Source organism: Bradyrhizobium sp. Unk1 (genome assembly GCF_059512345.1).
The window spans coordinates 223,991-249,441 of record NZ_JCAMOP010000010.1; the positions used below are offsets into that span (position 1 = coordinate 223,991).

At 65.0% G+C, this 25,451-nt stretch carries 25 protein-coding genes and 2 pseudogenes; 13 read left to right on the top strand and 14 right to left on the bottom strand.

What is annotated here, in order from left to right:
- Positions 1-4: 4 nt before the first annotated feature.
- Together AC5ZFO_RS15440 and AC5ZFO_RS15445 are read right to left on the bottom strand one after the other, a co-directional pair.
- Complete coding sequence (locus AC5ZFO_RS15440) at positions 5-379, bottom strand: winged helix-turn-helix domain-containing protein (protein WP_018644262.1); 375 nt, start codon at positions 377-379, stop codon at positions 5-7.
- Positions 366-983: a hypothetical protein gene (locus AC5ZFO_RS15445; RefSeq protein ID WP_282522612.1), complete on the bottom strand. Its 618-nt coding sequence runs from the start codon at positions 981-983 to the stop codon at positions 366-368. The genes AC5ZFO_RS15440 and AC5ZFO_RS15445 overlap by 14 nt, the downstream gene beginning before the upstream one ends.
- A gap of 201 nt (positions 984-1,184) precedes the next feature.
- Between AC5ZFO_RS15445 and AC5ZFO_RS15450 the strand changes: the two genes are divergently transcribed.
- Positions 1,185-2,444: a S1C family serine protease gene (locus AC5ZFO_RS15450; RefSeq protein WP_282522613.1), complete on the top strand. Its 1,260-nt coding sequence runs from the start codon at positions 1,185-1,187 to the stop codon at positions 2,442-2,444.
- 219 nt (positions 2,445-2,663) lie between these two features.
- Here the strand turns inward: AC5ZFO_RS15450 and AC5ZFO_RS15455 are convergent.
- The 6 genes and pseudogenes from AC5ZFO_RS15455 to AC5ZFO_RS15480 all read right to left on the bottom strand — a co-directional run bounded on the left by AC5ZFO_RS15455 (position 2,664) and on the right by AC5ZFO_RS15480 (position 6,102).
- A pseudogene (locus tag AC5ZFO_RS15455) lies at positions 2,664-3,398 on the bottom strand (DUF899 domain-containing protein).
- 16 nt (positions 3,399-3,414) lie between these two features.
- Positions 3,415-3,747: pseudogene (locus AC5ZFO_RS15460) on the bottom strand (SRPBCC family protein); the annotation flags it as partial.
- A gap of 11 nt (positions 3,748-3,758) precedes the next feature.
- The gene (locus AC5ZFO_RS15465) at positions 3,759-4,223 is read right to left on the bottom strand and encodes an ArsR/SmtB family transcription factor (RefSeq protein ID WP_282522615.1); all 465 of its coding nucleotides are present in this window, start codon (positions 4,221-4,223) and stop codon (positions 3,759-3,761) included.
- Between the two features lie 100 nt (positions 4,224-4,323).
- Positions 4,324-4,617, bottom strand: a complete 294-nt coding sequence (locus tag AC5ZFO_RS15470; protein WP_496122213.1) for a DUF3551 domain-containing protein — start codon at positions 4,615-4,617, stop codon at positions 4,324-4,326.
- Positions 4,618-4,699: 82 nt separating this feature from the next.
- The gene (locus AC5ZFO_RS15475; protein ID WP_282522617.1) at positions 4,700-4,978 is read right to left on the bottom strand and encodes a DUF3551 domain-containing protein; all 279 of its coding nucleotides are present in this window, start codon (positions 4,976-4,978) and stop codon (positions 4,700-4,702) included.
- Between the two features lie 149 nt (positions 4,979-5,127).
- A complete protein-coding gene (locus AC5ZFO_RS15480; protein WP_028151126.1) occupies positions 5,128-6,102 on the bottom strand; it encodes a Bug family tripartite tricarboxylate transporter substrate binding protein in 975 nt (324 codons plus the stop codon).
- Positions 6,103-6,228: 126 nt separating this feature from the next.
- Between AC5ZFO_RS15480 and AC5ZFO_RS15485 the strand changes: the two genes are divergently transcribed.
- Positions 6,229-6,639 (top strand): VOC family protein, encoded by a 411-nt coding sequence (locus tag AC5ZFO_RS15485; RefSeq protein ID WP_282522618.1) that lies wholly within the window; start codon positions 6,229-6,231, stop codon positions 6,637-6,639.
- Positions 6,640-6,800: 161 nt separating this feature from the next.
- On the opposite strand, the gene AC5ZFO_RS15490 is transcribed toward AC5ZFO_RS15485, so the two are convergent.
- The 3 genes from AC5ZFO_RS15490 to AC5ZFO_RS15500 form a co-directional block, all read right to left on the bottom strand.
- On the bottom strand, positions 6,801-7,895 hold the full coding sequence (locus AC5ZFO_RS15490) for an HD-GYP domain-containing protein (protein WP_282522619.1): 1,095 nt from the start codon (positions 7,893-7,895) through the stop codon (positions 6,801-6,803).
- A 478-nt stretch (positions 7,896-8,373) separates the two neighbouring features.
- Positions 8,374-10,656, bottom strand: coding sequence for a xanthine dehydrogenase family protein molybdopterin-binding subunit (locus AC5ZFO_RS15495; RefSeq protein WP_282522620.1), 2,283 nt, complete (start codon positions 10,654-10,656; stop codon positions 8,374-8,376).
- Positions 10,653-11,144 (bottom strand): (2Fe-2S)-binding protein, encoded by a 492-nt coding sequence (locus tag AC5ZFO_RS15500; protein ID WP_496122214.1) that lies wholly within the window; start codon positions 11,142-11,144, stop codon positions 10,653-10,655. The genes AC5ZFO_RS15495 and AC5ZFO_RS15500 overlap by 4 nt, the downstream gene beginning before the upstream one ends.
- Positions 11,145-11,456: 312 nt before the next feature.
- On the opposite strand from AC5ZFO_RS15500, the gene AC5ZFO_RS15505 reads away from it, so the two are divergent.
- The 4 genes from AC5ZFO_RS15505 (at position 11,457) to AC5ZFO_RS15520 (ending at position 14,010) form a co-directional block, all read left to right on the top strand.
- On the top strand, positions 11,457-12,221 hold the full coding sequence (locus tag AC5ZFO_RS15505) for an alpha/beta fold hydrolase (RefSeq protein ID WP_282522622.1): 765 nt from the start codon (positions 11,457-11,459) through the stop codon (positions 12,219-12,221).
- Positions 12,222-12,245: 24 nt separating this feature from the next.
- Positions 12,246-12,581 carry a hypothetical protein gene (locus AC5ZFO_RS15510; protein ID WP_282522623.1) on the top strand — a complete coding sequence of 112 codons (336 nt, stop codon included), beginning with the start codon at positions 12,246-12,248 and terminating at the stop codon, positions 12,579-12,581.
- 182 nt (positions 12,582-12,763) lie between these two features.
- The gene (locus AC5ZFO_RS15515) at positions 12,764-13,438 is read left to right on the top strand and encodes a dienelactone hydrolase family protein (protein ID WP_282522624.1); all 675 of its coding nucleotides are present in this window, start codon (positions 12,764-12,766) and stop codon (positions 13,436-13,438) included.
- A 92-nt stretch (positions 13,439-13,530) separates the two neighbouring features.
- A complete protein-coding gene (locus AC5ZFO_RS15520) occupies positions 13,531-14,010 on the top strand; it encodes a hypothetical protein (RefSeq protein ID WP_282522625.1) in 480 nt (159 codons plus the stop codon).
- A 1-nt stretch (position 14,011) separates the two neighbouring features.
- Here AC5ZFO_RS15520 and AC5ZFO_RS15525 read toward each other — a convergent pair whose 3' ends face one another.
- The 3 genes from AC5ZFO_RS15525 to AC5ZFO_RS15535 all read right to left on the bottom strand — a co-directional run bounded on the left by AC5ZFO_RS15525 (position 14,012) and on the right by AC5ZFO_RS15535 (position 16,152).
- Positions 14,012-14,758, bottom strand: a complete 747-nt coding sequence (locus tag AC5ZFO_RS15525; protein ID WP_282522626.1) for a polysaccharide biosynthesis/export family protein — start codon at positions 14,756-14,758, stop codon at positions 14,012-14,014.
- A 251-nt stretch (positions 14,759-15,009) separates the two neighbouring features.
- A complete protein-coding gene (gene msrA, locus AC5ZFO_RS15530) occupies positions 15,010-15,666 on the bottom strand; it encodes a peptide-methionine (S)-S-oxide reductase MsrA (RefSeq protein ID WP_248880578.1) in 657 nt (218 codons plus the stop codon).
- Between the two features lie 168 nt (positions 15,667-15,834).
- A complete protein-coding gene (locus AC5ZFO_RS15535; protein ID WP_282522627.1) occupies positions 15,835-16,152 on the bottom strand; it encodes a hypothetical protein in 318 nt (105 codons plus the stop codon).
- Between the two features lie 397 nt (positions 16,153-16,549).
- Here AC5ZFO_RS15535 and rpsT point away from each other — a divergent pair, with 397 nt between their 5' ends.
- The 7 genes from rpsT to AC5ZFO_RS15570 all read left to right on the top strand — a co-directional run bounded on the left by rpsT (position 16,550) and on the right by AC5ZFO_RS15570 (position 25,309).
- Positions 16,550-16,816, top strand: coding sequence for a 30S ribosomal protein S20 (gene rpsT, locus AC5ZFO_RS15540; RefSeq protein ID WP_282522628.1), 267 nt, complete (start codon positions 16,550-16,552; stop codon positions 16,814-16,816).
- A gap of 1,245 nt (positions 16,817-18,061) precedes the next feature.
- Entirely contained in the window at positions 18,062-19,474 is a 1,413-nt protein-coding gene (dnaA, locus tag AC5ZFO_RS15545) for a chromosomal replication initiator protein DnaA (RefSeq protein ID WP_282522629.1), read from the top strand.
- A gap of 130 nt (positions 19,475-19,604) precedes the next feature.
- Complete coding sequence (locus AC5ZFO_RS15550; protein WP_157791208.1) at positions 19,605-19,751, top strand: hypothetical protein; 147 nt, start codon at positions 19,605-19,607, stop codon at positions 19,749-19,751.
- A gap of 4 nt (positions 19,752-19,755) precedes the next feature.
- Positions 19,756-20,874 (top strand): DNA polymerase III subunit beta, encoded by a 1,119-nt coding sequence (gene dnaN, locus AC5ZFO_RS15555; RefSeq protein ID WP_282522630.1) that lies wholly within the window; start codon positions 19,756-19,758, stop codon positions 20,872-20,874.
- Between the two features lie 163 nt (positions 20,875-21,037).
- Positions 21,038-22,174 carry a DNA replication/repair protein RecF gene (gene recF / locus AC5ZFO_RS15560; RefSeq protein WP_496122217.1) on the top strand — a complete coding sequence of 379 codons (1,137 nt, stop codon included), beginning with the start codon at positions 21,038-21,040 and terminating at the stop codon, positions 22,172-22,174.
- A 116-nt stretch (positions 22,175-22,290) separates the two neighbouring features.
- Positions 22,291-23,034 carry a hypothetical protein gene (locus AC5ZFO_RS15565; RefSeq protein WP_282522631.1) on the top strand — a complete coding sequence of 248 codons (744 nt, stop codon included), beginning with the start codon at positions 22,291-22,293 and terminating at the stop codon, positions 23,032-23,034.
- A gap of 106 nt (positions 23,035-23,140) precedes the next feature.
- Positions 23,141-25,309, top strand: a complete 2,169-nt coding sequence (locus AC5ZFO_RS15570; protein WP_496122215.1) for a hypothetical protein — start codon at positions 23,141-23,143, stop codon at positions 25,307-25,309.
- Positions 25,310-25,451 lie beyond the last annotated feature (142 nt).

Here is a 25,451-nt window from a genome sequence, read left to right on the forward strand (position 1 = left end):
GGGATCAGGTCGAGATGATACCGAGACGGCCAAGCGGCGGCGCCTCGCGGCCAGCGGCCTTGGCGGCGTCGCGTACCAGCCGCTCGAGCACGGCGAGATAGTCGAGGAAGCGGCGGCGGCCGGCCTTGGTCAGGCGGCAGGTGGTGTGCGGGCGGTTGCCCTCATAGCCCTTGGTCACCTCGACGAGGCCGGCCTCCTGGAGCACGGCGAGATGCCGGCTGAGATTGCCGTCGGTGAGACCGCAGAGCTGCTTGAGATCGGCGAACGCCAGGCCCTTCGGATGCGCCATCAGCGAAGTCAGAAGCCCGAGCCTCGCCTTCTCGTGGATGACGCGGTCGAGCCCTTCATAGGAAAAGGGTGCGCTGTCAGTCTTCGACATCATGGTCTCCGGACGCGAAATACAGAATGCCCGCCATCACCGACTGCCCGATCACGAAGGGCAGCCCCATGGTCCATGGCGACAGCGTGTGGGTTTGGCTCGCCAGGACCAGCACCGCGAAGCCCGACACGAAATACCAGGCGCCGGCGAGCGCGACGGTGCGCGGCAGCGAACGAACCGAGGCGAAGATGCCGAGCGAGACCAGGATCTGCCACAGGCCGGGCAGCAGCCACAGCGTCTCGCTCGCGAATTTCCACATCACCACCGCGAGCAATACGCCGGCGACACCCGCGGGCAGGAACTGTTCGACCGCCTGGTGGATCATGGCATCGGCCAGGCCCGAGTGATGGCGGCGCGAGCGCGCGCGCATCTCGATGCCGATCATCAGGCCGGAGAGCACCGCAGCCATGAACCAGCCGAAGAAGAAGCCGAGCGGCTCGCTGGTGGGATCGCCGAGCAGCCAGAATTGGAGGATTGCGGTGAGAAGCGCGACGGCGCCCGTCGCAGCGATCGTCGCCGGACCATAGCCGCGGAACGCCGTGCCCGCCGCGATCTGGTTGCGGATCGCCACGATGTCGGCCAGTGCCTTGTCAAGATCGCGCATTGGCAACGCCAAAACCCCGCTCCGCCCAATTGTCCGGGACGGCCCGCCCCGTCACTTTGTATCGCAAAGTATATCGCACCGCAAAGTAAAGGCAAGCCCGGAAGTCGCCGCGAGGAGGTCCTGCCCGGACAAACAACTGTCGATTGCACTGCGTATTCTCCCGCGGATAGGATGGATCGAAGAGCGTCATCGGGGGATGGTATGTGGCTTAAGTCGTTTGTCGTTGCATCGCTTTTGCAGGCGAGTGTCGTCGGAGCAGCTCATGCGGCGGGGCCGTTCGGCACGATCCACGTCGGCAACTGGAACGGCGGCGCCTATTCCAATGATTCGACCGGCGCATTCTCACACTGCGCTGCAAGCACACCTTACGCCAACGGCGTCACTTTGCTCGTTGGCCAGGATGCAAACAATTCGTGGTTGCTCGGCTTCGCCAATCCGGCATTTCGCTTCAAGAAGGGCGAGAACCTGGCGATCGACGTCACCTTCGACGGCCAGGCCGAGGCGAGACTCTTCGGAACGGCGCTTTCGGAGGTCATGGTCTCGGCAATTCTGCCCACCAGCGTCGCTCGCGCTCTCCAGAAGGCGAGCCTGATGGTGGCGGTGGCGAGAGGCACGCCCTTTCAGTTCAGCCTGACATCAACTGCGCCTTTGGTGGCCGCGGTTACCAATTGTGTGACCAGAGTCAAAGCCGACGGCCTGGACAAGGCCGGCGATTTTACAAAGATTGCCGCCAAGCCGCAGGCCGCGCCGGACAAGCAGGCATCACCGCCGGCCGGCGGCAAAGCGGCAAGAACCAACAGCGGCACCGGCTTTGTCGTGAGCGCCAGCGGACACATCGTCACCAACAACCACGTGATCAATGGCTGCGTCGGCGATATCAAGGGCAACCTCCCCGGCGAGGCAACGATGGTGCTGCGCGTCGTGTCGAACGATGCCAACAACGATCTCGCCTTGTTGCAGGCGCCATCGACCACGACGTTCAGGGACTTTGCACGTATCCGCGACCGCTCGATCCGCTCCGGCGATTCCGTCGTCGCGATCGGCTTTCCTTATCATGGGATGCTGACCTCCGACTTTACCGTGACAACCGGTATCGTGAGCTCGCTCAGCGGCATGCGCAACGACAGTCGTTTCCTGCAAATCAGCGCGCCCGTGCAGCCCGGCAACAGCGGGGGTCCGCTGTTCGACACCACCGGGCAGATCGTGGGCGTGGTCACCGGAAAGGTCGACGCGCTCCGTATCGCCGTGGCCACCGGCAACATTCCCGAAAACATCAACTTCGCCATCAAGACCGGTGCGCTGCGCGACTTCCTCGACAATTCCGTGGTGCCCTACCAGACCGCCGAGCCCAAGGGTGAGATCAAGGGTGAGCTCAAGACCACCGACATCGCCGGCAACGCGCGGCCGTACACGATGCTGATCTCGTGCAACGGCACGGAGCAGGCCGACGCGAAGCGGTAGACTGCGACCGACGGCACACCGCCGCGCCAACCACCGCGGTCATTCCCCGCGACCCGGCTACGCCAAGGCTTCGCCGGGGTTGAGGTCCAGGGGCGCCGAAGCTCTAGCGTAGGCGGCAAGCGGGGAATCCAGTACGCCGCGGCCTCTCGATTCAGGCACTCCCGTCTCGGGGTACTGGATCGCCCGGTCAAGCCGGGCGATGACACCGTCAATGACAACTCACCCGTGGCAGCACGCCCCCTTCGCCTGCGGCTCGTACTGGTCGCGCAGGCGGACCCAGTCCATCGGATAGGGCAGGCCGTCCTCGTGACGACCGAGCGGGGTGAGGTCGAGATATTGATAGGCCGCGTTCATCATGTCGAGACCGCGCGCGAAGCATGAATAGGTATGGAAGATCTCGCCGGCCTCGTTGCGGTAGAACACGCTGATACCGGGCAGCTCCGGACCGTAGAACGGCGTGGTGCCGAAATTGTATTTCGGCACGCCCTTGTCGATCTACTCGCGCGTGAACGAGACCTCGTAGTCGTGGTTGAAGTCGTTGCTCCCTGACGAGACCCAGTCGAAGGTCCAGCCCATCCGCTTCTTGAAGGCCTCGAGCTTGGCGCTAGGTGCGAGCGAGATCGCAACCGTGGAGGTGTCGCGCGCGGCGAGGTGCGGCACCATGCGATCGAGACCGTCGGCCCAGAACGAGCAGCTCTTGCACGCGGCCTCCCAGTCGGGTGCGAACATCACATGCTGCACCACGAGCTGCGGGCGGCCCCCGAAGAGATCGCCGAGCGTCACCTTGCCGTTCGATCCGTCGAACACATAGTTCTTGTCGACCTTCACCCAGGGCAGCGCGCGGCGCTGCTCGGCGAGGCGTTCGCGGGCCTGGCTGAGCTCCTTCTCATGCGCCAGGTGGGCCTTGCGGGCGGCGATCCATTGCTCGCGCGAGACGATCTGATGTTGCTGCACGGTATCCTCCATGGTGTCAGGCGACGAAGGCGTCGAGCTTGTCGAGGGACGCGCTCCAGCCGCGCTGGTGATTGTCGCGTGCGGTCTCGTCGAAGAACTGGGCGTGATGGAAGATCATCAGCGTGCCGGCGCTATCCGGCTTCAGCGTGATCGTCACCAGCGATTCGCGCTCCGGCGTCGAATGCCAGGCCCAGGTGAATACCAGCCGCTCGTTCGGCACGACCTCGCGATAGATGCCGCCGGCCTCGAAATATTCGCCGTCGTCACCGGTGAAGCTGATGCGGTAGCGGCCGCCGGTACGGACATCGAGCTCGGCGTCCAGCGTCGCCGGCTTCATGTTCGGCGGCCCGAACCACTGGACTAGCTGCGCGGCTTGCGTCCAGGCGGCGTAGACTTTTTCCGGCCTTGCGCGGAGCCGGCGCGTGAGCGTGAGGCTGGGACGCTCGCTTGGATATTCGGCTGTGCGGGGATCGGCGTTGACGGCTGCGTTGGCCATGTCTTGTCCTCCACGAAGGCGGCGAGGCGATCGAACTTCTCGGACCAGAATTGCGCGTAGCGATTGAGCCAGTTCATCGCCTGCTCCATCGGCTGTGCGGTGAGCCGGCAGGACACCGTGCGTCCGGTCTTCTCCCGCACGATCAGGCCCGCATCCGTGAGCACGTCGAGATGCTTCATGATCGCCGGCAGCGAGACCGGAAACGGCGCGGCCAGCTCGCTCACCGACAGGCCGTCCCGCTCGCCGAGCCGCGCGAGAAGGGCACGCCGCGTCGGATCGGACAGCGCCGCAAAGGTCCGGTCGAGCGTCTCGTCTCTATACTTAACCATTTGGTTTAGTATAGACGTGAACGAGAAGGCGTCAAGCAGGAACCCGCGCGTCCGGATCTGCACGACTGCGTGATCAGGCAGTGCTTAGTGTGAGGCGCGACTAGTATGGCGGAACGCGCCGAGCGCGTAGTGACGGCTGAAGCGGCGGCCGTGCGACCATGTAGGCAGGATTTTGTGCGCAATAGCCCTTGCGGCCCGACGCGCTCAGCAGACACTGCTCGCGGGTCTGATAGGAACAGTCGCCGGGATAGCCGTATTCCGAGTTCTGAATGCACCACGCGTAATCATAGTCCGCGCGCGCCGGGCTCCCGCCAGCGAGCCACACAAGGACTATGGTGCCCAGCACAAATTGCGCCTTGCACATGATCGATCTCCCATGTTCGCCGCGCGACATGCGACCTCACAGAGGGAAAGGCTTGCGGAGCCGGTTTATTCCGGAGCGGTCGCGCAAAAATACGCGGCTGCGCAATGCGCGGCTAGTACGGTGCAATGGGACGCGCGCGACGGTGCGGCCGAGGTTGCGGCTGCGGCGCCTGACCATAGGCCACCATTGGATTGGGCCCGCAGTACAGCAAGCGGCCGGAGACGCTGGCCTGGCATTGTTCATAGGTGCTGTAGGCACATTCGCCGGGATAGTCATACTCGCCGCCCTGGGCGCACCAGGGATAGTCGCGGGCCGCCGCGGGCGTGATGGTGACGAAGCCGGCAAGGACCGTCGCGCCCAGCGTCAGCAGCGCCAATTGCGTCTTGCGCATGTTCCAGACTCCTCTCTTCACAGCGCGAGATACGCGCCATGTATCATCAGGTTTCGCCGCGCCATTTTATTCCGGATCAACGGAACGAAGTACGCAAGAAAAAAACCCTGCCAGGCGGCAGGGCTCCAATCTCAGGGATCACAAGATCGCTACTCGACCTTCAGGCCGGCGAACTCGACGACCTTCTTCCACTTCTCGGTCTCGGCCTTGATCTCCTCGCCGAACGCCTCCGGCGTCTGCACCCGCGGCTCGCCGCCGAGTTCGACCAGGCGCTTGGTCATGTCAGGCTCCTTCATGAGCGTATTGATCTCATTGTTGAGCTTGGCGATGATCTCCTTGGGCGTGTTCTTCGGCGCGCCCATGCCGAACAGCGCGCTGGCCTCGTAGTCCTTCACGGTCTCGGCGATCGCCTGCACGTCGGGCAGCTGCGGCGAGCGCTCCGTGGTGGTGACGCCGATCGCGCGAAGCGAGCCGGAGCGGATGTGCTGGATGATCGAGGGCATGTTGTCGAAGATCACCTGCACCTGGCCGCCGAGCATGTCGGTGATCGCCGGCGCCGCGCCGCGATAGGGCACGTGCTGCATCTTGCAGCCGGTCATCGCCATGAACATCTCGCCGGATAGATGCACCGAGGTGCCGTTGCCGGACGAAGCCATGTTCACCTTGCCCGGATTGGCCTTCACGTATTCGATGAATTCGGCGACGTTCTTGGCCGGAACGTCCTTGTTGACGGTCATCACGTTCGGCACCCGCTGGAACGAGGCGACCGGCGCGATGTCGCGCACGAAGTTGAATTTGAGGTTGGCGTAGAGCGAAGCGTTGATGAAGTTGGCCGGATTGACCAGCTGCAGCGTGTAGCCGTCGGGCTCGGCATTGACGACCGATTCGGTGCCGATATTGTTGCCGGCGCCCGGCTTGTTCTCGATCACGAATTGCTGGCCGAGCCGCTCCGACAGCCGCTGACCGATCAGCCGCGCCAGGATGTCGGTGGCGCCGCCCGGCGGATAGCCGACCACCCATTTCACGGGCCGGGCCGGATAGTCGGCGGCAAGGGCCTTCGACAGCGGGGTGGCTGCAAGCGGACTGGCTGCCAGCAGGCCCAGCGCGGTACGGCGAGTGATCATCTCAAGGGTTCTCCCAACGTGTTGTTCTTGAAAGCCAGATGGCTTCAAAGTGGCGTCGACGCGGTTGTAACAAAGCTTGCCGCAGGCGCAAAGTGCGCCCGGCGCATCACGACGAAAGGATAAGGCATGCCGGTCAAGGTCGAAGCCCTCGATCATCTCGTCATCAACGTCGCCGACGTCGCAGTGACCTCCGAGTGGTACCGCAAGATTCTCGGCATGGAAGTCATGGTGTTCGACCCCGGCGGCGGCAAAGCGCCGCGGACTTCGTTGCAATTCGGTAACCAGAAGATCAACGTCCGGCCGCGCGATGCCGACAAGGTGGAGTGGTTCACCGCGGACCATCAGACCGCCGGCAGCGAGGATCTGTGCTTCCTCACCTCTGCCGCGCCCGACGAGGTGGTGGCGCATTTGAAGGCACATGGCGTCGCGATCGAGGAAGGCCCGGTTCCCAAGCAGGGCGCCCGCGGCACGCTGCGCTCGGTCTATTGCCGGGATCCCGATGGCAGCCTGATCGAGATTTCGTCGTACGAGGATTGAGGCTCTCCGGCGCCAACCGATGGCGGGAGGACGCGATCATCCCAAAGCAGCCGCCATCAAGATGCTGGCCTGCACGGGAGAATTCATGCCACTTCAACAAACCGAAGATGGTGGGCACGGCGCGCGAAGGGCGCGCCTTTGCCCACCCTACGGCATCTCGCTCAAAACGATCCCAGCGCCACCGGGCGGAACGCCTGCAGCAGTTGCTGATCCAGCTTGCCGCCCATGCCTTCCATCATCGTGAAGGCGCGCGAGTGGGTGAAGGGCATGCGGTAGGCGCGCTTCTCCACCAGTGCGGCGTAGATGTCGACGATCGTCGTGACCCGCACGATGTCGCTGATCTGGTTCGACGACAGGCCGTTCGGATAGCCAGAGCCGTCGAGGAATTCGTGGTGATGCAGCACGACGTCGAGCATCTCCGGCGGGAAGCCGCCCTGCTCCGCGAGCGCGTCATAGCCGCGGCGCGGATGCTGGCGCACCTCGGCCATCTCCTCGTCGGTGAGCTTGCCCGGCTTGTCGAGCAGCGCGGAAGGAACGAAGGCCTTGCCGACATCGTGCAACAGCGCGGCGCGGGTCAGGCGACGCTGGTCGTCCTCGCGCATGCCGAGATGCTGCGCGAAGGCAACGGCGAAGCCGGTGACGAACAGGCAGTGGCGGTAGCTGCCGACATGATGGCAGCCGACGGTGGTGAGCCATTCGCGCAGCGAGGAGTGCTTGATCGCCTTCAGGATCTTGCTCTCGGCGGCGATGACGTCGTCGAAGGTCAGGGGCACGCCGAGCGGCAGCTTCTCGAACATCTTCGCCAGCACCGCATGCGCCGCCTCGACGCCGCGGTTGAGCGTCTTGCCGCGATCGGTTGCGTCATAGGTGGCGGTGTCGGGGAACGCGGCGCGGATGCGTTGCAGGATGTCCTCGGGCCGGAGCGGCCGTGAGATCGTGTCGGTGGCGCCCAGCGCCCAGGCCTGCATGGTGCCGTGATGCAGGGCATCGGCGAGCACGAACAGCCGCGGCATCGTGCGATAGGCGTCGCCGCGCAGCTTGTTGCGGACCCGCTGCACGCTCTCGGGCGAACGCAGATTGATGTCGACCACGAGACCGGACAGATCGCGCGACGGCTGCTCGGGAATGTCCTGCGTCGTCACCGTCGAAACGTCGCCCACGGCCTTCAGGATGCTGGCAAGCTCGGTGCTCTCGTCGCTCCGGTCGGAAGCGAGCAAGAGCCGGCGTTTGGCGGCGGATTTGGCTGGCGCGTTCATGGCTTCCCCAGAGCACGGGAGTTTATTTGGCGTCAGCCTAAGCCGGATCAGGTTCTCCGGCCCTTAAGAGGCGTGCTCAATGGAACCCTGCGGAATTGCGCGCAATTTTAGGGATTTTGGGTTCCGGCACGATTCCAATCGCAAACAGCGAAAACAACCCCATGCACAGTAGACGGGGCCTTGATGGGAAAGGAGAATTTGGGGCGCTCTCGCCCACTCTCCGCTGTCGTCGCCCGGCTTGCCGTCTTCGCTAAAAGCTACGCCGGCCCAACACCGAGAGCCCGGCAAAGCCATTGGCGGAGCCGGGACCGGGCGACCCAGTACGCCGAGGCGGCGCGGCCGGAGCCGAGAGGCCGCGGCGTACTGGATGCCCCGCTTTCGCGGGGCATGACAGCGAGATTGTGGAGACGCCTACCAAAACAAATCCGCCGGAAGTTGCCTTCCGGCGGATCAGCTTACTTGGCAATTACGCCTCGCCTTACGCCTTCATGCCCGCCTTCACGGCCTCGGCCGTGATCGGCAGGGCCCGAATGCGGGCGCCTGAGGCGTTGAAGATGGCGTTGCCGATTGCCGGGGCGATGACCGTCACCGCGGGCTCGCCGACGCCGGTGGCTTTTTCGCCATTGGCGATCACGGCGATCGCGACCTCGGGCATCTGGCTCATGCGCAAGGGCGTGTAGCTGTCGAAGTTGGTCTGTTCGATGCCACCGTCCTTGAGCGTCGCCTTCTCATACATCGCCAGCGACAGTCCCCACAGCGCCGCACCCTCGACCTGGGCACGGATGTTGTCGGGATGCACCTGCGTGCCGACGTCGGTTGCGACCGTGAGCTTCTTCACGGTCACCTCGCCCGACGGCGCCACCGCGACATGGGCGACGCACGCCGTCCAGCTCGCGGTCGCGCGTTCCTGCGAGGAGACGCAGGCCACGCCCATGCCCTCGCCTTTCGGCAATTGCTTGGTGCCGTAGCCGGACAGCCCCATCGCGGCGAGCAGCGTGTTGCGCAGCCGCTGCGCGCCGCCGTCGTTCTTGCCCTTGCCGTCGAGCAGCGCGATGCGGAATTGCGCCGGATCCTTGCCGGTCGCAGCCGCGATCTCGTCGATCATGCTTTCGACCGCCCAGAAGGTCCAGCCGGGCGCCACCGAGCGAAGCTGCCCGGACGGCGTCGCATTGTGAGCGAGCTCGTTCTTGATCGCGCGCACATAATGGTTGGGCACGGTGTAGAAGAAGTCGGCCCCGTTCACCGTGAAGGAATCGAGCGGGCCCTTCTTGTCGACCGAGGGCGTCAGGAAGTCGGGGATGCCCCAGCGCGCGGTCGGCCAGGCCGAGACGACGTCGTGGCTGAGCGCGACGAGCTTGCCGTCGCCATCCACGCCGGCCTTGACCTTCTGGTAGGTGAGCGGACGCGAGAAATCCATCGTCATGTCGTTCTCGCGCGTGTAGATCACCTTCACCGGCTTGCCGATGGCCTTCGCCGCCTGCACCGCCGGCACCATCATGTCGGCATCGAGCCTGCGGCCAAAACCGCCGCCGAGCCACATCTGGTGCATCACCACGAACTTCGGATCGATCCCGGCGGCGCCTGCCGCAATCGCGCCGGAGCGCGTCGCGAACTGGTTGCCGGAATAGATGTGCAGTATGTCGCCCTTGAACTCCGCGGTAGCGTTCATCGGCTCCATCGGCGCGTGGATGTTGATACTGGTGGTGTACTCCGCCTCCAGCACTTTTGCGGCCGAACCGAACGCCGCGTTGGGATCGCCGTCCTTGACGAAGAACTGGCCGGAATCCTCGAGCTTCTGAAGCCGCTTGGCTTCGTCGAGCAGCGACTCGCTCGAGACCTTCGCGTTCGGACCGCCGTCATAGGCGATCTTCAGCGCCGCGGCCGCCTTCTTGGCATTGGCATAGGTGCTGGCGACCGCGACGACCCAGCCGGTTGTCGTGCCGGTCTTGTCGTCGAGGGTGACGGCCTTGATGAAGCCCGGCACCTTCTTCGCAGCCGAGTCGTCGACCGACTTCACCGTGGCGCCGAAGCGCACCGGCGGCGTCACCACCGCGCCATAGACCATGCCCGGCAGCATCACGTCGATGCCGTACTTGGCCGTGCCATTGGTCTTGGAGGGGATGTCGAGCTGCGGCACCGACACGCCGATCATGGTGTATTGGTCCGGCGTCTTCAGCTTGATCGCCTTCAGCTCGTCCGGCGTGAAGGTCTTGGTCGCCTTGCCGCTCTTCACGACGTCGGCGAACGACATCTGCTTCTTCGACTTCGGATGCGAGATCACGGAATCGCGCACCACGAGCTCCGACGCCGGCACGCCCATCGCGGCCGCCGCGCCTTCCGTCAATGCCGTCCGTCCGGCTGCGCCGGCCCGGCTCATCGCGTCGAAGTTCATCATGGTCGACCAGCTACCGCCGGTGATCTGCGCACCCAGCACGGGGTCGTTGAACTTCGGATCGTTGGAGGCGAGCGCGACGCGCATGTCGCTCCACTTCGCGCCCAATTCCTCGCAGACGATCTGGGCCATGGTGGAGGCGATGTGCTGGCCCATGTCGGCCTTGCCGCAGGTCACGGTGACCAGGCCATCGGGTGCGATCGCGTACCAGACGCTCGGCTCGAAGTTTGAAGGCGCAGCAAGCGCCTCACCGATGCCGGGCACGCCGGCATAGCCGAGCACGAGGCCGGTCGCTGCCGTGCCGACCAGGAAGGAGCGGCGGCTGAGATCGGCCGTCTCGGCTGTGATGGTGTTCACGTGCTTATTCATGTGGGCCTCCGTTCGTTGCCGGAGACGGATGCGGTGCGCATCTCGGTAGCGGCGCGCATGATCGCCTTCTGGATCCGCGAATAGGTCACGCAACGGCAGAGATTGCCGTCCATATGCGCCACGACCTCCTCCTTGGTCGGATTGGCATTCTTGGCCAGCAGCGAGGCCGCCTGCATGATCTGCCCGGACTGGCAGTAGCCGCATTGCGGCACCTGCTCGGCGATCCACGCCTTCTGCAGCGGATGATCGCCCTTGGCGGAGAGGCCTTCGATGGTGGTGATCTTCTTGCCGGCGACATCGCCGACCATGGTCTGGCACGAGCGCACGGCTTCGCCGTTGACGTGCACGGTACAGGCACCGCACAGCCCGGCACCGCAGCCGAACTTGGTGCCGGTCATCTGCAATTGCTCGCGGATCGCCCAGAGGAGCGGCGTGTCGTTCGCCGCATCCACGGACAGACTCCGCCCGTTGATGGTGAGAGTTGGCATAGGCGTCTTCCCCTGCCGGTGCATGAAGCCGCTTACGGCGGCAACTTGAACAGTGGACGCCCACCGGACTGGCGCCCACCTTGATCGCGAGAATGATCGGGTTCGCAGCCAGAGGCAAATGCAATTTGGAATCGATCGAAACTATCGCGGCACTCGCTCGTTGTGCGCTGCGACAGCGGCGTTGATGCAGCGACTGGACGCAACAGACAGCGCGTCGCACACGCGTGCCATCGCGTTCAGACAGTTTCTTCCAGGTAACCCGTCGGGCTAGGATCGACGCGAAAACAACAAACAGTATAAAGAGGGGGAGACATGCCAAGGATCGATCGGGACGGCGTCGGGATCTACTACGAAGTTCATGGCGAGGGTCCACCGCTGTTGCTCACCCACGGCTATTCCTCGACCTCGGCGATGTGGCATGGCCAGGTCGACGCGCTCGCGAAGGACCACAAGCTCATCCTGTGGGACATGCGCGGCCACGGCCAGTCCGACTATCCCGACGATCCCCATGCCTATGGCGAAGCGCTCACCGTCGGAGACATGGCCGCGATCCTCGATGCGGTCGGCGCCGAGCGCGCCATCATCGGCGGGCTCTCGCTTGGGGGCTACATGTCGCTCGCGTTCTATCGCGCTTACCCGCAACGCGCCCGTGCCCTGCTGATCATCGACACCGGCCCCGGCTTCAAGAAGGACGACGCGCGCGAGGCCTGGAATGCGCGGGCGCTTGCGACCGCCGACAAGCTCGACCATGAAGGTCTCGACATGCTGAAGTCGGCGACACGCGAGCGCGCCACCGCGAGCCATCGCAACGCCAGGGGATTGGCGCTCGCCGCACGCGGCATGCTGACCCAGCGCGACGCCCGCGTGATCGAGCTGCTCCCCGACATCAAGGTGCCCTGCCTGATCGTGGTGGGTGCCGACGACGCGCCGTTCCTCGCCGCGTCCGACTACATGGCCGCAAAGATCCCCGGCGCACAAAAGGTCGTGATTCCCGCCGCCGGTCACGCCGTCAACATCGATCAGCCCAAGGCTTTTATTGACGCGGTGATGCCTTTCCTGAAGAACTTGCCGGGATAGGACGGTCGGACAGGGACACTGGCAATGAAGCAAGCGATACTGGCTGCGAGCGCGGTGCTGCTATCGATGTCTGCGCAGGCCGAGCCGTTCGGCGGCACGCCGCCGCGCCGGCCCTTCGTTGCGACCTTGTCGAACAACACGCCGCTCGCCTTCGGCATGGATGCCGGGCAGACCGCGCGGGCACTGGGGCAGCCGCTGCAATATGTGCGCGGGCGGCCCGGCAACGAGATCTATCTCGCGCTTCGCAACCTCGGCGGCAGCGGACTGATCCCCTACCGCCACCGCCTGTTCCTGCAGTTCCGTCACGGACGGCTGGCGGGATGGAAGGAAGACTACGGCGAGAACTGGATGTGGGAGTGAGTGCGGCCGCACAACCGCTTCCCCTCATCCTGAGGAGCTTGCAAAGCAAGCGTCTCGAAGGATGAAGGCCCCGCTGATGCGTCACGGGCCTCTATCCTTCGAGACGCGCTCGGTTGGAGCGCTCCTCAGGATGAGGGCAGAGAGCTGAAATTTCGGATCGACAACCAAGAAGGACAACCCGCGTGGGACAAGACATCAAGCTGACGGCTTCCGACAATTTCCAGCTCGGCGCCTATCGCGCTGATCCCTCAGGCGCCCCGAAGGGCGCGGTGGTGGTGATCCAGGAGATCTTCGGGGTCAATCACCACATCCGTTCGGTCTGCGACCGCCTCGCCAAGGAAGGCTATGTCGCGATCGCGCCGTCGATCTTCGACCGGACCTCGCCGAACTTCCAGTCGGGCTATACGCCCGATGAGATCGCCGAGGCGCGCAAGTTCGTCGCCAGTCCCGACTGGGACGCGATGCTGCGCGACACCCAGGCCGCGATCGACGCGGTGAAGAGCGTCGGGCCGGTCGGCATCATCGGCTTTTGCCTGGGCGGCAGCGTCGCCTTTGTCGCGGCGACGCGGCTGTCGGGCCTGAAGGCCGCGATTGGCTATTACGGCGGCGCCGTGGTGCGCTTCGCCGACGAGAAACCGAAGGCGCCGACGCAACTGCATTTCGGCGAGAAGGATGCCGGCATTCCCCTGACCGACGTCGAGACCGTCAAGGTGAAGCGGCCGGATGTGGAGGTCTTCATCTATCCAGGCGCCCAGCACGGCTTCCATTGCGACGAGCGGCCGAGCTACGACAAGGCGAGCTCGGATGTCGCCTGGCCGCGCAGCCTGGCGTTTTTCGCGAAGCATCTGACGAAGTAGCGCGCGCCAATCAAAGCAGGAATCGGGTGGCTGCATCACGGCACCCGGCGATAGAGCTGGCCGATCAAGCCAACGCACGCCGGGAGATCGCCATGCAGCAAGCCATCACGCACCTCGTCATCCGCAATCCGTTCGGAACCATGGACGTCCCGGGCCCGGACGATTCTGAAGTCATGGACTACGCCGCGACCGCCACGCTGGCGGGCGATGCGGCCGACATCAACGCGGCGGCATGGACATCCATTGCCGCCCTCTCCGATCCGCTCGAAGGCATCTGGGCTAGCCGCTGGAATGGCGGCGCCGATCCGACCATCGCGGGCGATACGCCGGACAGATGGAAAGACGGGTGCGCGGAAATCCGCGCCACGGGGAGCCGGATCTATCTGCGTTTCGACTGGGACCATGGCCGTCGCCACGGCCTGATCGATGCTGCGCGCGAGGGCGCGCGTCTGGTCGGAAAGTACATCAACCTGACCACGCCTGCGATCACGCGGCCATGGGTCGGGCTCGTGGTCGATGGCGCGCGCATCGACGGATGCTTTCCGAACGGACGGCTGGATTTCAGGCGGTGAGCTAGAACCAGCGCTCGCCGACGAACACGGTGTCGCCGGGGCTCAAGGGGGTGCCGAGCGGGACGATGGCGCGCATCGCGCCGCCGGCTTCGGTGTGCGTGACGGTGACCACGTCGCGCTTGGCGCGGGGCGAGAAGCCGCCGGCGATCGCGACCGCGCTTTCGACGGTCATGTTCGGCACATAGGGATATTGGCCGGGCGCGGTGACTTCGCCGAGGATGAAGAACGGGCGGTAGGCTTCGATCTCGACCGCGACCGAGGGCTCGCGGATGTAACCGTTGCGCAGGCGCGCGGCGATTTCACCGGCGAGACCCGCCGGGGTGCGGCCGCGGGCCGGCACCCCGCCGATCAGCGGCATGGTGATCGAACCGCCGGCATCGATGGCGTAGCTGTTGGTGAGGCCTTCCTGGCCGTAGACCACGACGCGCAGCCTGTCGCCGGCATCGAGATGATAGGAGGAGTCGTAGCGCACCGGCGCCGCCATCGGCGCGGCGTAGCCGACCGGCATGGGCGCAGGCGACGCGGCAAAGGAATTGCGCAACGCGCCGATGGCGCCGCCACCGTCGGCGACGACGACCGGCTGCGGTGCGCCATAGGGCTGGCCATAGGCCATGGAGTCGAGATCGGCACGTGGCTGCATGACCGCGACGGGACCGGCGGTCTGCATGCAGCCGCCGAGGGCAAGCGCGGCGGACGCTGCCAAGGAGGCTGTCAGGATCGACCATCGAAACGCGCGTGCAACCGGCACCGGACCTATCCCTCGAAACGAGACGGCTCCAGTGATGCACCGGTTATGGTTAACAAAGCGTTGAGGGGGGTAGGACGGTCGCACCCTCCCCTGGAGGGGGAGGGTCGATCGCGCGAAGCGCGAGCGGGGTGGGGAGATCTCTCCGCTCGGGCAGTGTGGACGTGGAGAGACCTTCACCCCACCCCGTCTCACATTTTCGCTGCGCTCAATGTGAGCCGACCCTCCCCCTCCAGGGGAGGGTAAGCACTAGCTTACGCGCTCACACCCACGCCGATCGGGCAGGACACGCCGGTGCCACCGAGGCCGCAATAGCCGGCGGGGTTCTTCGCCAGATATTGCTGATGGTAGTCCTCGGCGAAATAGAACGCGCCGGCAGGCGCGATCTCGGTGGTGATGGCACCGAGACCTTTTGCAGCAAGCGCCTTCTGATAGAGCGCCTTCGATTCATCGGCCGCTTTCTTCTGCGCATCTGAATAAGTGTAGATCGCGCTTCGGTACTGCGTGCCGACGTCGTTGCCCTGGCGCATGCCCTGCGTCGGGTTGTGGCTCTCCCAGAACGTCTTCAGGAGCTTCTCGTAAGAGATCTTCTTCGGATCGAACACGACCAGCACCACTTCGGTGTGGCCGGTGCGCCCCGAACAGGTCTCTTCATAGGTCGGGTTCGGCGTGTGGCCGCCGGCATAGCCGACAGCGGTCGCGTAAACACCGTCGCCGAGCTCCCAGAATTTGCGCTCGGCGCCCCAGAAGCATCCGAGCCCGAACACGGCCTGCTCGAGGCCCGCGGGATAAGGCGGCTGCAACTTCGCGCCGTTGACGAAATGGGTGGTCGCGGTGGGAATGGCTTGCGCACGGCCCGGCAGCGCTTCCGTGGCGCTCGGCAGTGCGGTGGTCTTGCGCATGAACAGCATGATTGGCTCTCCGAGACGAGCTGTCCGTCGCTTGAGCCAATGCAACAAGCCAAGGGCTCAGGCGGCGTGCTCGCGATCAAGGTGGGAATATAGGTATCTACGCAGGAGGGGGCAGCCCTGTTACGGCTGCCGTCAACGCGAGGTTCAGTCTCGGCGGGAATTGAAAGATCAATCCCGGGAATATCCGATCAAGGGTTTCCGCGGGCGGAACAGGATCATCAGCAGGATGCCCACAATGCCGAGCACGGCGAAAACCGGCTGATCCAGCACCAGGCGGATCACCGAGGTCCAGAGCCAGGGCGCCTTGGCCTCGACCCAGGTCCGGAACGCGGTCTGGCTGGCCTGGTTGATGTCGTTCCAGAACTGGCCGAACCGGGTGAACCGCAGGGTCTGGTCGGCCACCCAGCGGGCGCCGTCATAGACCATGAAGATGAACCCGCCGGCCAGCAGCAACAGCCCAATCAGTCGGAAAAAGCCGCGGATCATGCCTCACCTATATGGTCGTCCGACCGGACGACCTCTGCAATGCCGCCAGCCAATAGCCGGGCGACGGGAGAAATTCAACCTCATCAGGGCGTTACGGCGCGCGCTGGAGCTCCCAGGGCCTGTTTTCCAGCCCCGGAAAGCGTTGACGGTGCCGCAGACCCCCTCTATAAGGGCGCCAACTGGCGGTGGGCGCAATCCTGCCGCCGCTGTTCTTTGAGCAGTTGCAGGCTCCCTGAGCTTAAAGGCTTGGAGCCTCAGAGACGACCGCAAGGCCGTCGCTCATGTTCCGGGAACAGCCCAGCAACCGAACACCCTAAATCCGAGCGTCGATTAAGCGGTCAAGCAGCCGGCGCTACCCGACCAAGACGCGACCGGTACCGCAAAGGATATTGAGACCATGGCCAATACCACTTCCGCCAAGAAAGCGACGCGCAAGATCGCCCGCCGCACCGCCGTCAACAAGTCGCGCCGCACCCAGATGCGCGGTGCCGTGCGTACCGTCGAAGAAGCCATCGCGACCGGCGATCGCGCCGCCGCGCTGAAGGCGATGGCGAACGCCGAGCCCGCGCTGATGCAGGCCGCGCAGCGCAACATCGTTCACAAGAACAACGCGAGCCGCAAAGTCTCCCGGCTCACCGCGCAGATCGCCAAGCTCGCGAAGTAAGTTCGTCGAGTCATCCGATCGACTGATCGGAGCGGCATCGCGCTCGTCAATCAGCCCGGCTTCCGCCGGGCTTTTTGTTGCCTGTCACAATTCGCGCTCGCGGTCGTTGGGCGACGACGCTTCCGTTGGAAGAGTAGCGACGCCTTCGCTATGCTGCGCCCGTAATTTTACCAGCCGATGTTTTTGCAACAGCGGAAACTTTCACTGCGCTGCGAAAAACCCCTGCGGGGCGGGCTTAAGTTGAATCCGCGCGTGCGAGCGTTCTGCACACCGTAGTTTTCCCGGAACAGGTTGCGCGTGGAGTTACCCTGCGAAACGAGACTCAAAAAGCGGTGTCTCAATAATCACTTATCGACATAGCGCCGACAAGCATTTGGAAAAATTGCCCGCAAGGCGTGCGCGTGACGCTTTTGTAAAAAATTTTTGGCGGTGACGGAGATTTGTCACATGACGCGCGGCGCCTTCGAATCTGTGCACGGATTCAAACTCTTGCTCGCAAGCCTGTGCACAACTCCCGCGCGGCGTTAACGCTGGTCAAGTTTTTAGTCGCCTCAAGTGTGAATCAATTTCGTTGCGAGTCTTTCCGCATAGTGTATTCCTTAAGTCGTCCGCAGCGCCCACGATCTAAAGACCAGCGCGGTTTTAGAAACGGGGCGAGCGTGCAAATCGGCGGCGGTGTGCACGTTGGCGACGCTTCAACAAGCGATTGTCGGTTTAAAACCCATAGCAATATGGGAACGGTAGCTCTTTGTCTGAATGTCTCCAAGCGGGATCTTCGATCCCGCTCGCGCCAGACGCAAACGAGAGATGTCATGAAACTACCGCGACACACGTGATGGCGTAGCCGAGCGGACGAACAGTGCAGACGGGCAGGACATCGGCGACTTCAGTCGCAGTTGTCTTCAGGACACGCAGGACCTTGCCGTGAGCAATCACGGCAGGACGGGGAGGGTATCATGTCTTACGGACTCAACGCGGTATTGAAACAAGTCGCCTATTCCAACGATGCCGGTTTAGATCAGCCCAATCTCCAGCCTCCCGCGTGTGACGGAGCGCCGAGTACGCGCTGACCTCGCGACCCCTCCATCTCTGACATCGCCAGTCCGACCCGCGGCGTTCGCGCCGAACGGCGGAGCTGTGTCCGACGATGGAATCGCTTGAGGTCGTGCCCTTTGAGGGATCCTGGCAGGACCCCTTCATGGCATTCACAACGCAACTTTATCTCTCAATAGAAGTTTTTTGACGATGAACACATCGGAACAGGATCGCTGGTCACGCGTGAAGAGCCGACTGCGCTCGAACGTAGGCGAAGACGTCTATACGAGCTGGTTCGCCCGCATGGATCTGGAAGGCGTGCAGGAGGAGAGCGTGCGGCTCTCGGTGCCGACCCGCTTCCTGAAGAGCTGGATTCAGGCGCATTATGCCGAGCGCGTGCTGTCGTGCTGGCAGGCCGAGGCGCCGGAAGTTCATCGCATCGATCTCACCGTTCGCTCCGCGGTGCGCCCGGTCGTGCAGCAGAAGGAAGCGCCTGCGCCGGTCGAAACACGCCGCGTACCCGCACCGGAACTGCGCTCGACCGCGACTGCGCCGGTCTCCGCAAACCACGACGCGCTCGGTGGCTCGCCGCTCGATCCGCGCCTGACCTTTGCAAGCTTCGTCGTCGGCCGCTCCAACACGCTGGCGCATGCGGCGGCTCGTCAGGTCGCCGAAGGGCGTCGCGGCGATCCCGTCATGTTCAACCCGCTCTACATCCATGCGGGCGTTGGCCTCGGCAAGACGCATCTGCTCCAGGCCGTGACCTGGGCCGGCAATTCCGGCAACGAGCGCAAGGTGCTGTATCTCACGGCCGAAAAATTCATGTACGGCTTCGTCGCTGCGCTGAAGACGCAGACGGCGCTCGCCTTCAAGGAAGCGCTGCGCGGCATCGACGTGCTCGTGATCGACGACCTCCAGTTCCTGCAGGGCAAGTCGACCCAGGCCGAGTTCTGTCACACGCTGAACGCGCTGATCGATGCCGGCCGCCAGGTCGTGATCGCGGCCGACCGTCCGCCGTCGGACCTCGAAAGCCTCGATGATCGCGTGCGCTCGCGCCTCGCCGGCGGTCTCGTGGTCGAGATGGGCTCGCTCGGCGAAGAGCTGCGGCATGGCATCCTGAAGTCGCGCGTCGCGGCGGCCCGCGCCCATCACGCCACCTTCGACGTGCCGGAGGAGGTGCTGCTCTATCTGGCGCGCACCATCACCCATAACGGCCGCGACCTCGAAGGCGCGATCAACCGGCTTCTCGCGCACTCGAAGCTGAACAACCAGCCGGTGACGCTGGAGATGGCCGAGCGCGAGGTGCGCGATCTGGTCCGGCCGCAGGAGCCGAAGCGGATCAAGATCGAGGACATCCAGCGCGTGGTGGCGCGGCAGTATAATGTCAGCCGCTCCGACCTCCTGTCCTCGCGCCGCACCGCCAACGTGGTCCGTCCGCGCCAGGTGGCGATGTATCTCGCCAAGACGCTGACCCTGCGCTCGCTGCCCGAGATCGGCCGCCGCTTCGGCGGGCGCGACCACACCACGGTGCTGCACGCCGTGCGCAAGATCGAGGCGCTGGTCAACAAGGACACGGCGCTGTCCGAGGAAGTCGAGTCGCTGAAGCGCCAGCTTCAGGAATAAACGCCTAAGGCTCCTGCCATTCTCCCGCCGCCCCGGCCCATGCCTGGGCGGCGGCGTTCGTTTGCCGGGACGGCCGCCCTCCTTTTGCGCTGTAAATCGTGGGGAACCACCCCCCAATCCCTTGAAACGGATGGCTTTCCGCGCCACCTTGCGCGACCCTGACGGCTTTGGTCATATCGGCTGGATGATCCGGCTTTTCGGGGTCTTCGATGCCGTGGCGCGCGTCCCGCCGCCCGGCTTTTCCAACGTTGTGTTTCCTTGGGGATCGGGCGAGTAGTGCAATGAAGGTTACGGTCGAACGCGCGCAACTCCTGAAATCGCTGGGTCATGTCCACCGCGTGGTCGAGCGCCGCAACACCATTCCGATCCTCGGCAACGTGCTGGTGCGCGCCGAGAACGGGAAATTGTCGCTGAAGGCGACCGACCTCGACCTCGAGGTGACGGAGACGCTCCCGGCCGAAACCGCGACCGCGGGCTCCACCACCGTGCCGGCGCACATGTTCTACGACATCGTGCGCAAGCTGCCTGATGGCTCGCAGATCGTGCTGGAGGCCGACGGCGACCGCGCCGTGCTGGCGATCCGCGCCGGCCGCTCGCGCTTCACGCTGCAGACCCTGCCGGAGAATGATTTCCCGGATCTCGCCGCCGGCGACATGTCGCATTCGTTCTCGCTCGCCGCCAAGGACGTCAAGCGGCTGATCGACCGCACCCAGTTCGCGATCTCGACCGAAGAGACGCGCTATTACCTCAACGGCATCTATCTGCACGCCGCGGGCACGGCCACGGCCGCCACCCTGCGCGGCGTAGCCACCGACGGCCACCGGCTCGCCCAGCTCGACCTGGTCCAGCCCAAGGGCGCCGACGGCATGCCCGGCGTGATCGTGCCGCGGAAAACCGTCGGCGAGGTGCAGCGCCTGATCGAGGACAACGAGGCCGAAGTCACGATCGAGCTGTCGCAGGCAAAGATCCGCTTCACCATCGGCAATGTGGTGCTGACCTCGAAGCTGATCGACGGCACCTTCCCCGACTATGGCCGCGTGATCCCGCAGGGCAACGACAAGGAACTCGTCGTCGACAAGAAGGATTTCGAGAACGCGGTCGACCGCGTCTCCACCATCTCCAGTGAGCGCGGCCGCGCCGTGAAGCTCTCGCTGTCGCCGGGCAAGCTGGTGCTATCGGTCACCAACCCGGATTCCGGCAGCGCGACCGAAGAGCTCGAAGTCGAATACGCCTCCGACGCCCTCGATATCGGCTTCAACTCGCGCTACCTCCTCGACATCGCCGCCCAGATCGAAGGCGACGTCGCCACGCTGAAGCTCGCCGACCCCGGCTCGCCGACGCTGGTGCAGGACAAGGACGACAAGAGCGCGCTCTACGTGCTGATGCCGATGCGGGTGTGAGGGCTACCGGCACTCCCTCGTATCGACTACATCCGTCATGGCCGGGCGTAGCCGTCCGAAGGACGGCGTCGCTTTGCTCGCCTATGTCCCGGCCATCCACGTCTTTGGAGCCAAGAACGTGGATGCCCGGCGCAAGGCCGGGCATGACGAAAAGCGGATTTCCATGACCCCCTCCCGCATTCAACGCCTGACGCTGACGCATTTTCGCAATTACCGGGCGGCGGGGCTCGAGACGGCGGCTGACATGGTGGCGCTGGTCGGGCCGAACGGGGCCGGCAAGACCAATTGCATCGAGGCGATCTCGTTCCTGTCGCCGGGCCGCGGCTTGCGGCGCGCGACGCTGGAAGATGTCGCCGACAACCAGGGCGACGGCTCCTGGGCCGTGTCCGCGCAGGTCGAGGGCGCGCTGGGGCTCGCCACGCTCGGCACCGGCATCGACGCGCCGCGCGCGGACGCCGCAGTCAGCCGGCGCTGCCGCATCGACCGCGAGCCGGTGAATTCGGCCACCGCCTTCGGCGACCACATCCGCATGGTATGGCTGACGCCGGCGATGGACGGGCTGTTCATGGGCGCGGCCTCCGAACGGCGGCGCTTCTTCGACCGCCTGGTGCTGGCGATCGACAGCGAGCATTCGAGCCGCATCTCCGCGCTCGAACGCTCCCTGCGCTCGCGCAACCGCCTGCTCGAGACGCGCAATTACGACGACCATTGGTGTGATGCGATCGAGCGCGAGACCGCGGAGCTTGCGGTCGCGGTCGCCGCAACGCGCGGCCAGACCGCAGCGCGGCTCACCGGCATGCTCAACGCCCGCGCGCAGGAATCCGCGTTTCCGTCCGCGCAAATCGCACTGGACGGCTGGATGGAGAACGCGCTGCTCCAGGAGACCGCGACGTCAGTCGAGGACCGCTACCGCCAGATCCTGCGCGACAACCGCCCGCGCGACGCCATCGCCGGCCGCACCACCGACGGCCCGCACCTCACCGATGTCCAGGTGATCTATGCGCCGAAGAGCATGCCGGCGCGCGATGCCTCGACCGGCGAGCAGAAGGCGCTGCTGATTGGCCTCGTGCTGGCGCATGCGAGCCTGGTCGCCGAGATGACCGGCATCGTACCGCTGCTGCTGCTCGACGAGGTCGTAGCCCATCTCGATCCGAACCGGCGCGCGGCGCTGTTCGAGGAGCTGCGCAAGCTCGGCGCACAGGTGTGGCTGACCGGCGCCGATCCCGCCGCCTTCTCCGAGATCGGCGCTGGAGGCGAGGTCTTTGACGTCGAGAGCGGACGTGTCTCCGCCCGGCGATAGACCCCGCCGTTGAACCCGACCGTTTCCCTTCGCGACTAGCTTTTTGAGGCCGCGGCGATGCGCGTCGCAGCCTCAGCCATCGCGCAATGACACGCGCGACTTCCCTGGAGAATGAGATGCGGACGGTAAGGACCGGGGCGCGAGTCCCGGCTCGATGGCTGGCGTTTGCGTGCGGCCTCCTCTTGCTCGCGGTCTGCATGCTCGCGGCAAGCGCCAGCGCCTGGGTGCCGCATCTGTCGCCGCTGTTCGCGTCGGGGCTCACGCCGGACCCCGCTGCCAAGCTGCCCGCGCCGACCCGTTACAGCTACCGAGGAACGCACACCACCGTCGTCAAGGGCGTTGAAACGCCGCTCCGTACCAGGCTGGAGGCCACCGTGCCCGCCGAGCTCGGCGACGTCCTCGCCTTCTACCGCACCGAGCTCAGCAAGCTCGGCTGGCAGGAGCAGCGCGATGGCGCGGTGGTCTCCGCCGATCACGTCAAGCTCGCCTTCGCCTCCCCGCTCGGACCCGGCATGCTGGCGCTCGACCGCAAGGACGCCGGCACCGCAGTCAATCTCGTGCAGAAGAATGCATCTGTCGCGGCCAATGCGAACGTGATGCCCGAGCCCGGCCAGGCGAAGCTGGTGTTCTCCAATATCAGCGAAACGGAAGCCACGCTCACGATCAACGACCGGACCATCAAGCACGCCGCCGGCGCCTACGCGGTTTCGCTGGATCTGCAGCCCGGCAGATATTCCTACGAGGTGAGCGTCCCGGGTCATCCGGCCACGACGAACATCCTCAACTTCGCTGCCGGCGATACCTGGGAGCTTACGGTCGGGCGTGACGGAGAGGCATGGTCGCCGCTCCTGCTGTATTGAACCTCCCGGGTTTCTGCCGCGACTTCTGGTCTGAGGCCGCGCCGACGGTGTCGCAGCCCGCAAATGCGCGCGCCCGAGCCGCGCGCGATATCCTGGAGACGTGACGATGTCGATGACCCCGCGCGGGATGCAAGTCCCGGCACGCTGGCGGCTGCTTGCCTGCGGCCTTGTCCTGATGGCGAGTTGCTCGATCGCGGCCGCTGCTGACGGGGGTATCGTCGACGTCTACGCGTTGCCGAGGCTCGAGGGCGTGGTGGAAGACATGTCCCGCCCCAATTCCGACCGCGTCGAATATCGCATGCCGACGCCGGAAGCGGTGACAACGCCGGCGGTGAAGAAGCTCCTCGGCGCCGACGGCTGGGTACCCTACGTGCGGCCGCTGGAAGAGAAGAGCTCCACGCTGAATTTCAAGAAGGGACGGCAGGGCCTTTCGGTCTACCTCACGCAAGCTCTCGGCCGGCCCGACCAATCCGTGGTCCATTACGCGACCGACCGGATCTACGGCAACGTGCCGTTTCCTGATGGCGCGAGCGACATCATGTTTGACGGGACGAGGCCCTATCTCGGCTGCGTCGCGCCTGAAACGCTCGATGCGACGTCGGATTTCTTTGGCCGAGAGATGGCGGCGATCGGCTGGCAGAAACTCACGCCGGAAACCGCCGCGCGCTGGACAACCAGCCTGGATGAAACCCTGCCCGACGGCCTGCGTGCCTTCTACGCGCACCCTGACAGCAAGGAAGGCGGCTTCTACCAGCAGAAGCCGGTCATGCTGACGCTGACGCGCCGCGACGACGGCCGCACCAATGTGGACATCCGCGTCGCGCCCTTCGCATTGCCGGGTGAGCTCAAGGCCGATAGCGATCTTGCCGGCCTGCCGCGGCCGAATCCAACCAAATCGGCCAGGGGCCTCGGCAGCGCAAGCTCCAACAAGCGCGAGATGTCGGCCGCCGTGATGGCCGAGCTGCCGGCCGTGCTGGCGTTCTATCACCGCGAGCTCGCCGGGCGCGGCTGGCAGGAGGATGGCAGCGCGCCGCTCGCGCCCGGCGACGAGGTCGCGATCAAGATCTCCAACACTGATGAAACCGGCGTGCTGCGGCTCGGCCGCAAATATGATTTCACCATGGTCAGCGTGACTGCGCAGGTGAAGGAATCCGCGCTCGCCGCCCGCGCCAAGGCGAAGAAGGAAGCCGACGAGAAGTTCCTTGGAGATGCGCTAGGTGCGGCCAAGCAGCTCATCGCTGCCGACGAGGCGCGGCGCAAGGTGCAGGCGGCAGCACTCTCCGACGCACCGCTCAATGCGCTCGCCGACAGCAAGACGCCGGTGCCGCTGCCCGAGACAGCCGAAGGCGTGACGTTCGAAGGCGGCGACGGCCGGCTCGAATTCTCTTCGACCTCGAGCGTGAAGGCGCTCGGCAGCTTCTACCGCGCAGCGCTGAAGAACGCGGGCTGGAAAGAGCAGCCTTCCGTCATCAACCAGCCCAACATGGCGGTGATGGAATTCTCCAAGGCCGGCAAGTCGATCTCGATGACCGTGATGCAGATGGGCCCGAAGGTGAATGTCAGCGCCAACGGCACCGGCCTGATCGTGGCTGCGGCGAAGCCGGTTGAGGCCAAATCGGCAGACGCAAAGCCGATCCAAGCCAAATCGACCGAGTCGCTGAAGCCCGATCCCGATTCCGCACTGCCCGTACCGACGCAGCGCAGCTCGAGCGGGATCAGCTCGACGAAATTCCCCGGCAGCGACCAGTCGTTCCGCAAGGAGCTCGAAGCCAGCATTCCGGCCGAGCTCTCGGATGTCCTCGCCTTCTATCGCGCAGAGCTCGCCAAGCGCGGCTGGCAGGAAAAGACTGACGGCGCGCCGGTTACCGCCGAGCGGGCGGAGCTGGCGTTCACCTCGCCGGAGGGGCCGGCCATGCTGAAGCTCGGCCGCGCCAGGGAGGAGACAACGGTCAGCCTGGTGCAGCGGAATCCGCAGGCAGCGGCCAAGGCCGACATCATGCCCAAGGCGGGACAGGCGAGGCTGATGCTCGGCAATATCGGGCCGAAGGAGGCGTCGCTGACGATCAACAAGCAGACCATCAAGATCGCGGCCGGCGCCGGCGGCCCGCAATCGCCGAAAGGCCCGATGCTCGACCTGCCGCCCGGCAAGTACCAGTACGCGCTGCGCCTGCCCGGGCAGCCCACTCGCAACGAGACCCTGACCGTAGCCGCCGGCGACGCCTGGGGCCTCCTGGTGGGGCCAAGCGGCGACGTGCTTCCGCTGCAGATGTATTGAGGTGCGACGAAGCAGGTGCGCCCACGCGCAGCCGGCGTTTCGGACCCGTGGGCGGAAATTTGATCTAGCAGTCTGCTGAAGAACCCCCTCGCCAGGGAGGGGGCTTGATGATTCACTTTATCATCTCGATTCGGTGGAGGCG

Bases quoted from the DNA above. Each gene is read 5' to 3' on its own strand.
- AC5ZFO_RS15440 (WP_018644262.1), bottom strand. From the start codon at position 379: ATGTCGAAGACTGACAGCGCACCCTTTTCCTATGAAGGGCTCGACCGC.
- AC5ZFO_RS15445 (WP_282522612.1), bottom strand. From the start codon at position 983: ATGCGCGATCTTGACAAGGCACTGGCCGACATCGTGGCGATCCGCAAC.
- AC5ZFO_RS15450 (WP_282522613.1), top strand. From the start codon at position 1,185: ATGTGGCTTAAGTCGTTTGTCGTTGCATCGCTTTTGCAGGCGAGTGTC.
- AC5ZFO_RS15465 (WP_282522615.1), bottom strand. From the start codon at position 4,223: ATGGTTAAGTATAGAGACGAGACGCTCGACCGGACCTTTGCGGCGCTG.
- AC5ZFO_RS15470 (WP_496122213.1), bottom strand. From the start codon at position 4,617: ATGTCGCGCGGCGAACATGGGAGATCGATCATGTGCAAGGCGCAATTT.
- AC5ZFO_RS15475 (WP_282522617.1), bottom strand. From the start codon at position 4,978: ATGCGCAAGACGCAATTGGCGCTGCTGACGCTGGGCGCGACGGTCCTT.
- AC5ZFO_RS15480 (WP_028151126.1), bottom strand. From the start codon at position 6,102: ATGATCACTCGCCGTACCGCGCTGGGCCTGCTGGCAGCCAGTCCGCTT.
- AC5ZFO_RS15485 (WP_282522618.1), top strand. From the start codon at position 6,229: ATGCCGGTCAAGGTCGAAGCCCTCGATCATCTCGTCATCAACGTCGCC.
- AC5ZFO_RS15490 (WP_282522619.1), bottom strand. From the start codon at position 7,895: ATGAACGCGCCAGCCAAATCCGCCGCCAAACGCCGGCTCTTGCTCGCT.
- AC5ZFO_RS15495 (WP_282522620.1), bottom strand. From the start codon at position 10,656: ATGAATAAGCACGTGAACACCATCACAGCCGAGACGGCCGATCTCAGC.
- AC5ZFO_RS15500 (WP_496122214.1), bottom strand. From the start codon at position 11,144: ATGCCAACTCTCACCATCAACGGGCGGAGTCTGTCCGTGGATGCGGCG.
- AC5ZFO_RS15505 (WP_282522622.1), top strand. From the start codon at position 11,457: ATGCCAAGGATCGATCGGGACGGCGTCGGGATCTACTACGAAGTTCAT.
- AC5ZFO_RS15510 (WP_282522623.1), top strand. From the start codon at position 12,246: ATGAAGCAAGCGATACTGGCTGCGAGCGCGGTGCTGCTATCGATGTCT.
- AC5ZFO_RS15520 (WP_282522625.1), top strand. From the start codon at position 13,531: ATGCAGCAAGCCATCACGCACCTCGTCATCCGCAATCCGTTCGGAACC.
- msrA (WP_248880578.1), bottom strand. From the start codon at position 15,666: ATGCTGTTCATGCGCAAGACCACCGCACTGCCGAGCGCCACGGAAGCG.
- AC5ZFO_RS15535 (WP_282522627.1), bottom strand. From the start codon at position 16,152: ATGATCCGCGGCTTTTTCCGACTGATTGGGCTGTTGCTGCTGGCCGGC.
- rpsT (WP_282522628.1), top strand. From the start codon at position 16,550: ATGGCCAATACCACTTCCGCCAAGAAAGCGACGCGCAAGATCGCCCGC.
- dnaA (WP_282522629.1), top strand. From the start codon at position 18,062: ATGAACACATCGGAACAGGATCGCTGGTCACGCGTGAAGAGCCGACTG.
- AC5ZFO_RS15550 (WP_157791208.1), top strand. From the start codon at position 19,605: ATGGCTTTCCGCGCCACCTTGCGCGACCCTGACGGCTTTGGTCATATC.
- dnaN (WP_282522630.1), top strand. From the start codon at position 19,756: ATGAAGGTTACGGTCGAACGCGCGCAACTCCTGAAATCGCTGGGTCAT.
- recF (WP_496122217.1), top strand. From the start codon at position 21,038: ATGACCCCCTCCCGCATTCAACGCCTGACGCTGACGCATTTTCGCAAT.
- AC5ZFO_RS15565 (WP_282522631.1), top strand. From the start codon at position 22,291: ATGCGGACGGTAAGGACCGGGGCGCGAGTCCCGGCTCGATGGCTGGCG.
- AC5ZFO_RS15570 (WP_496122215.1), top strand. From the start codon at position 23,141: ATGTCGATGACCCCGCGCGGGATGCAAGTCCCGGCACGCTGGCGGCTG.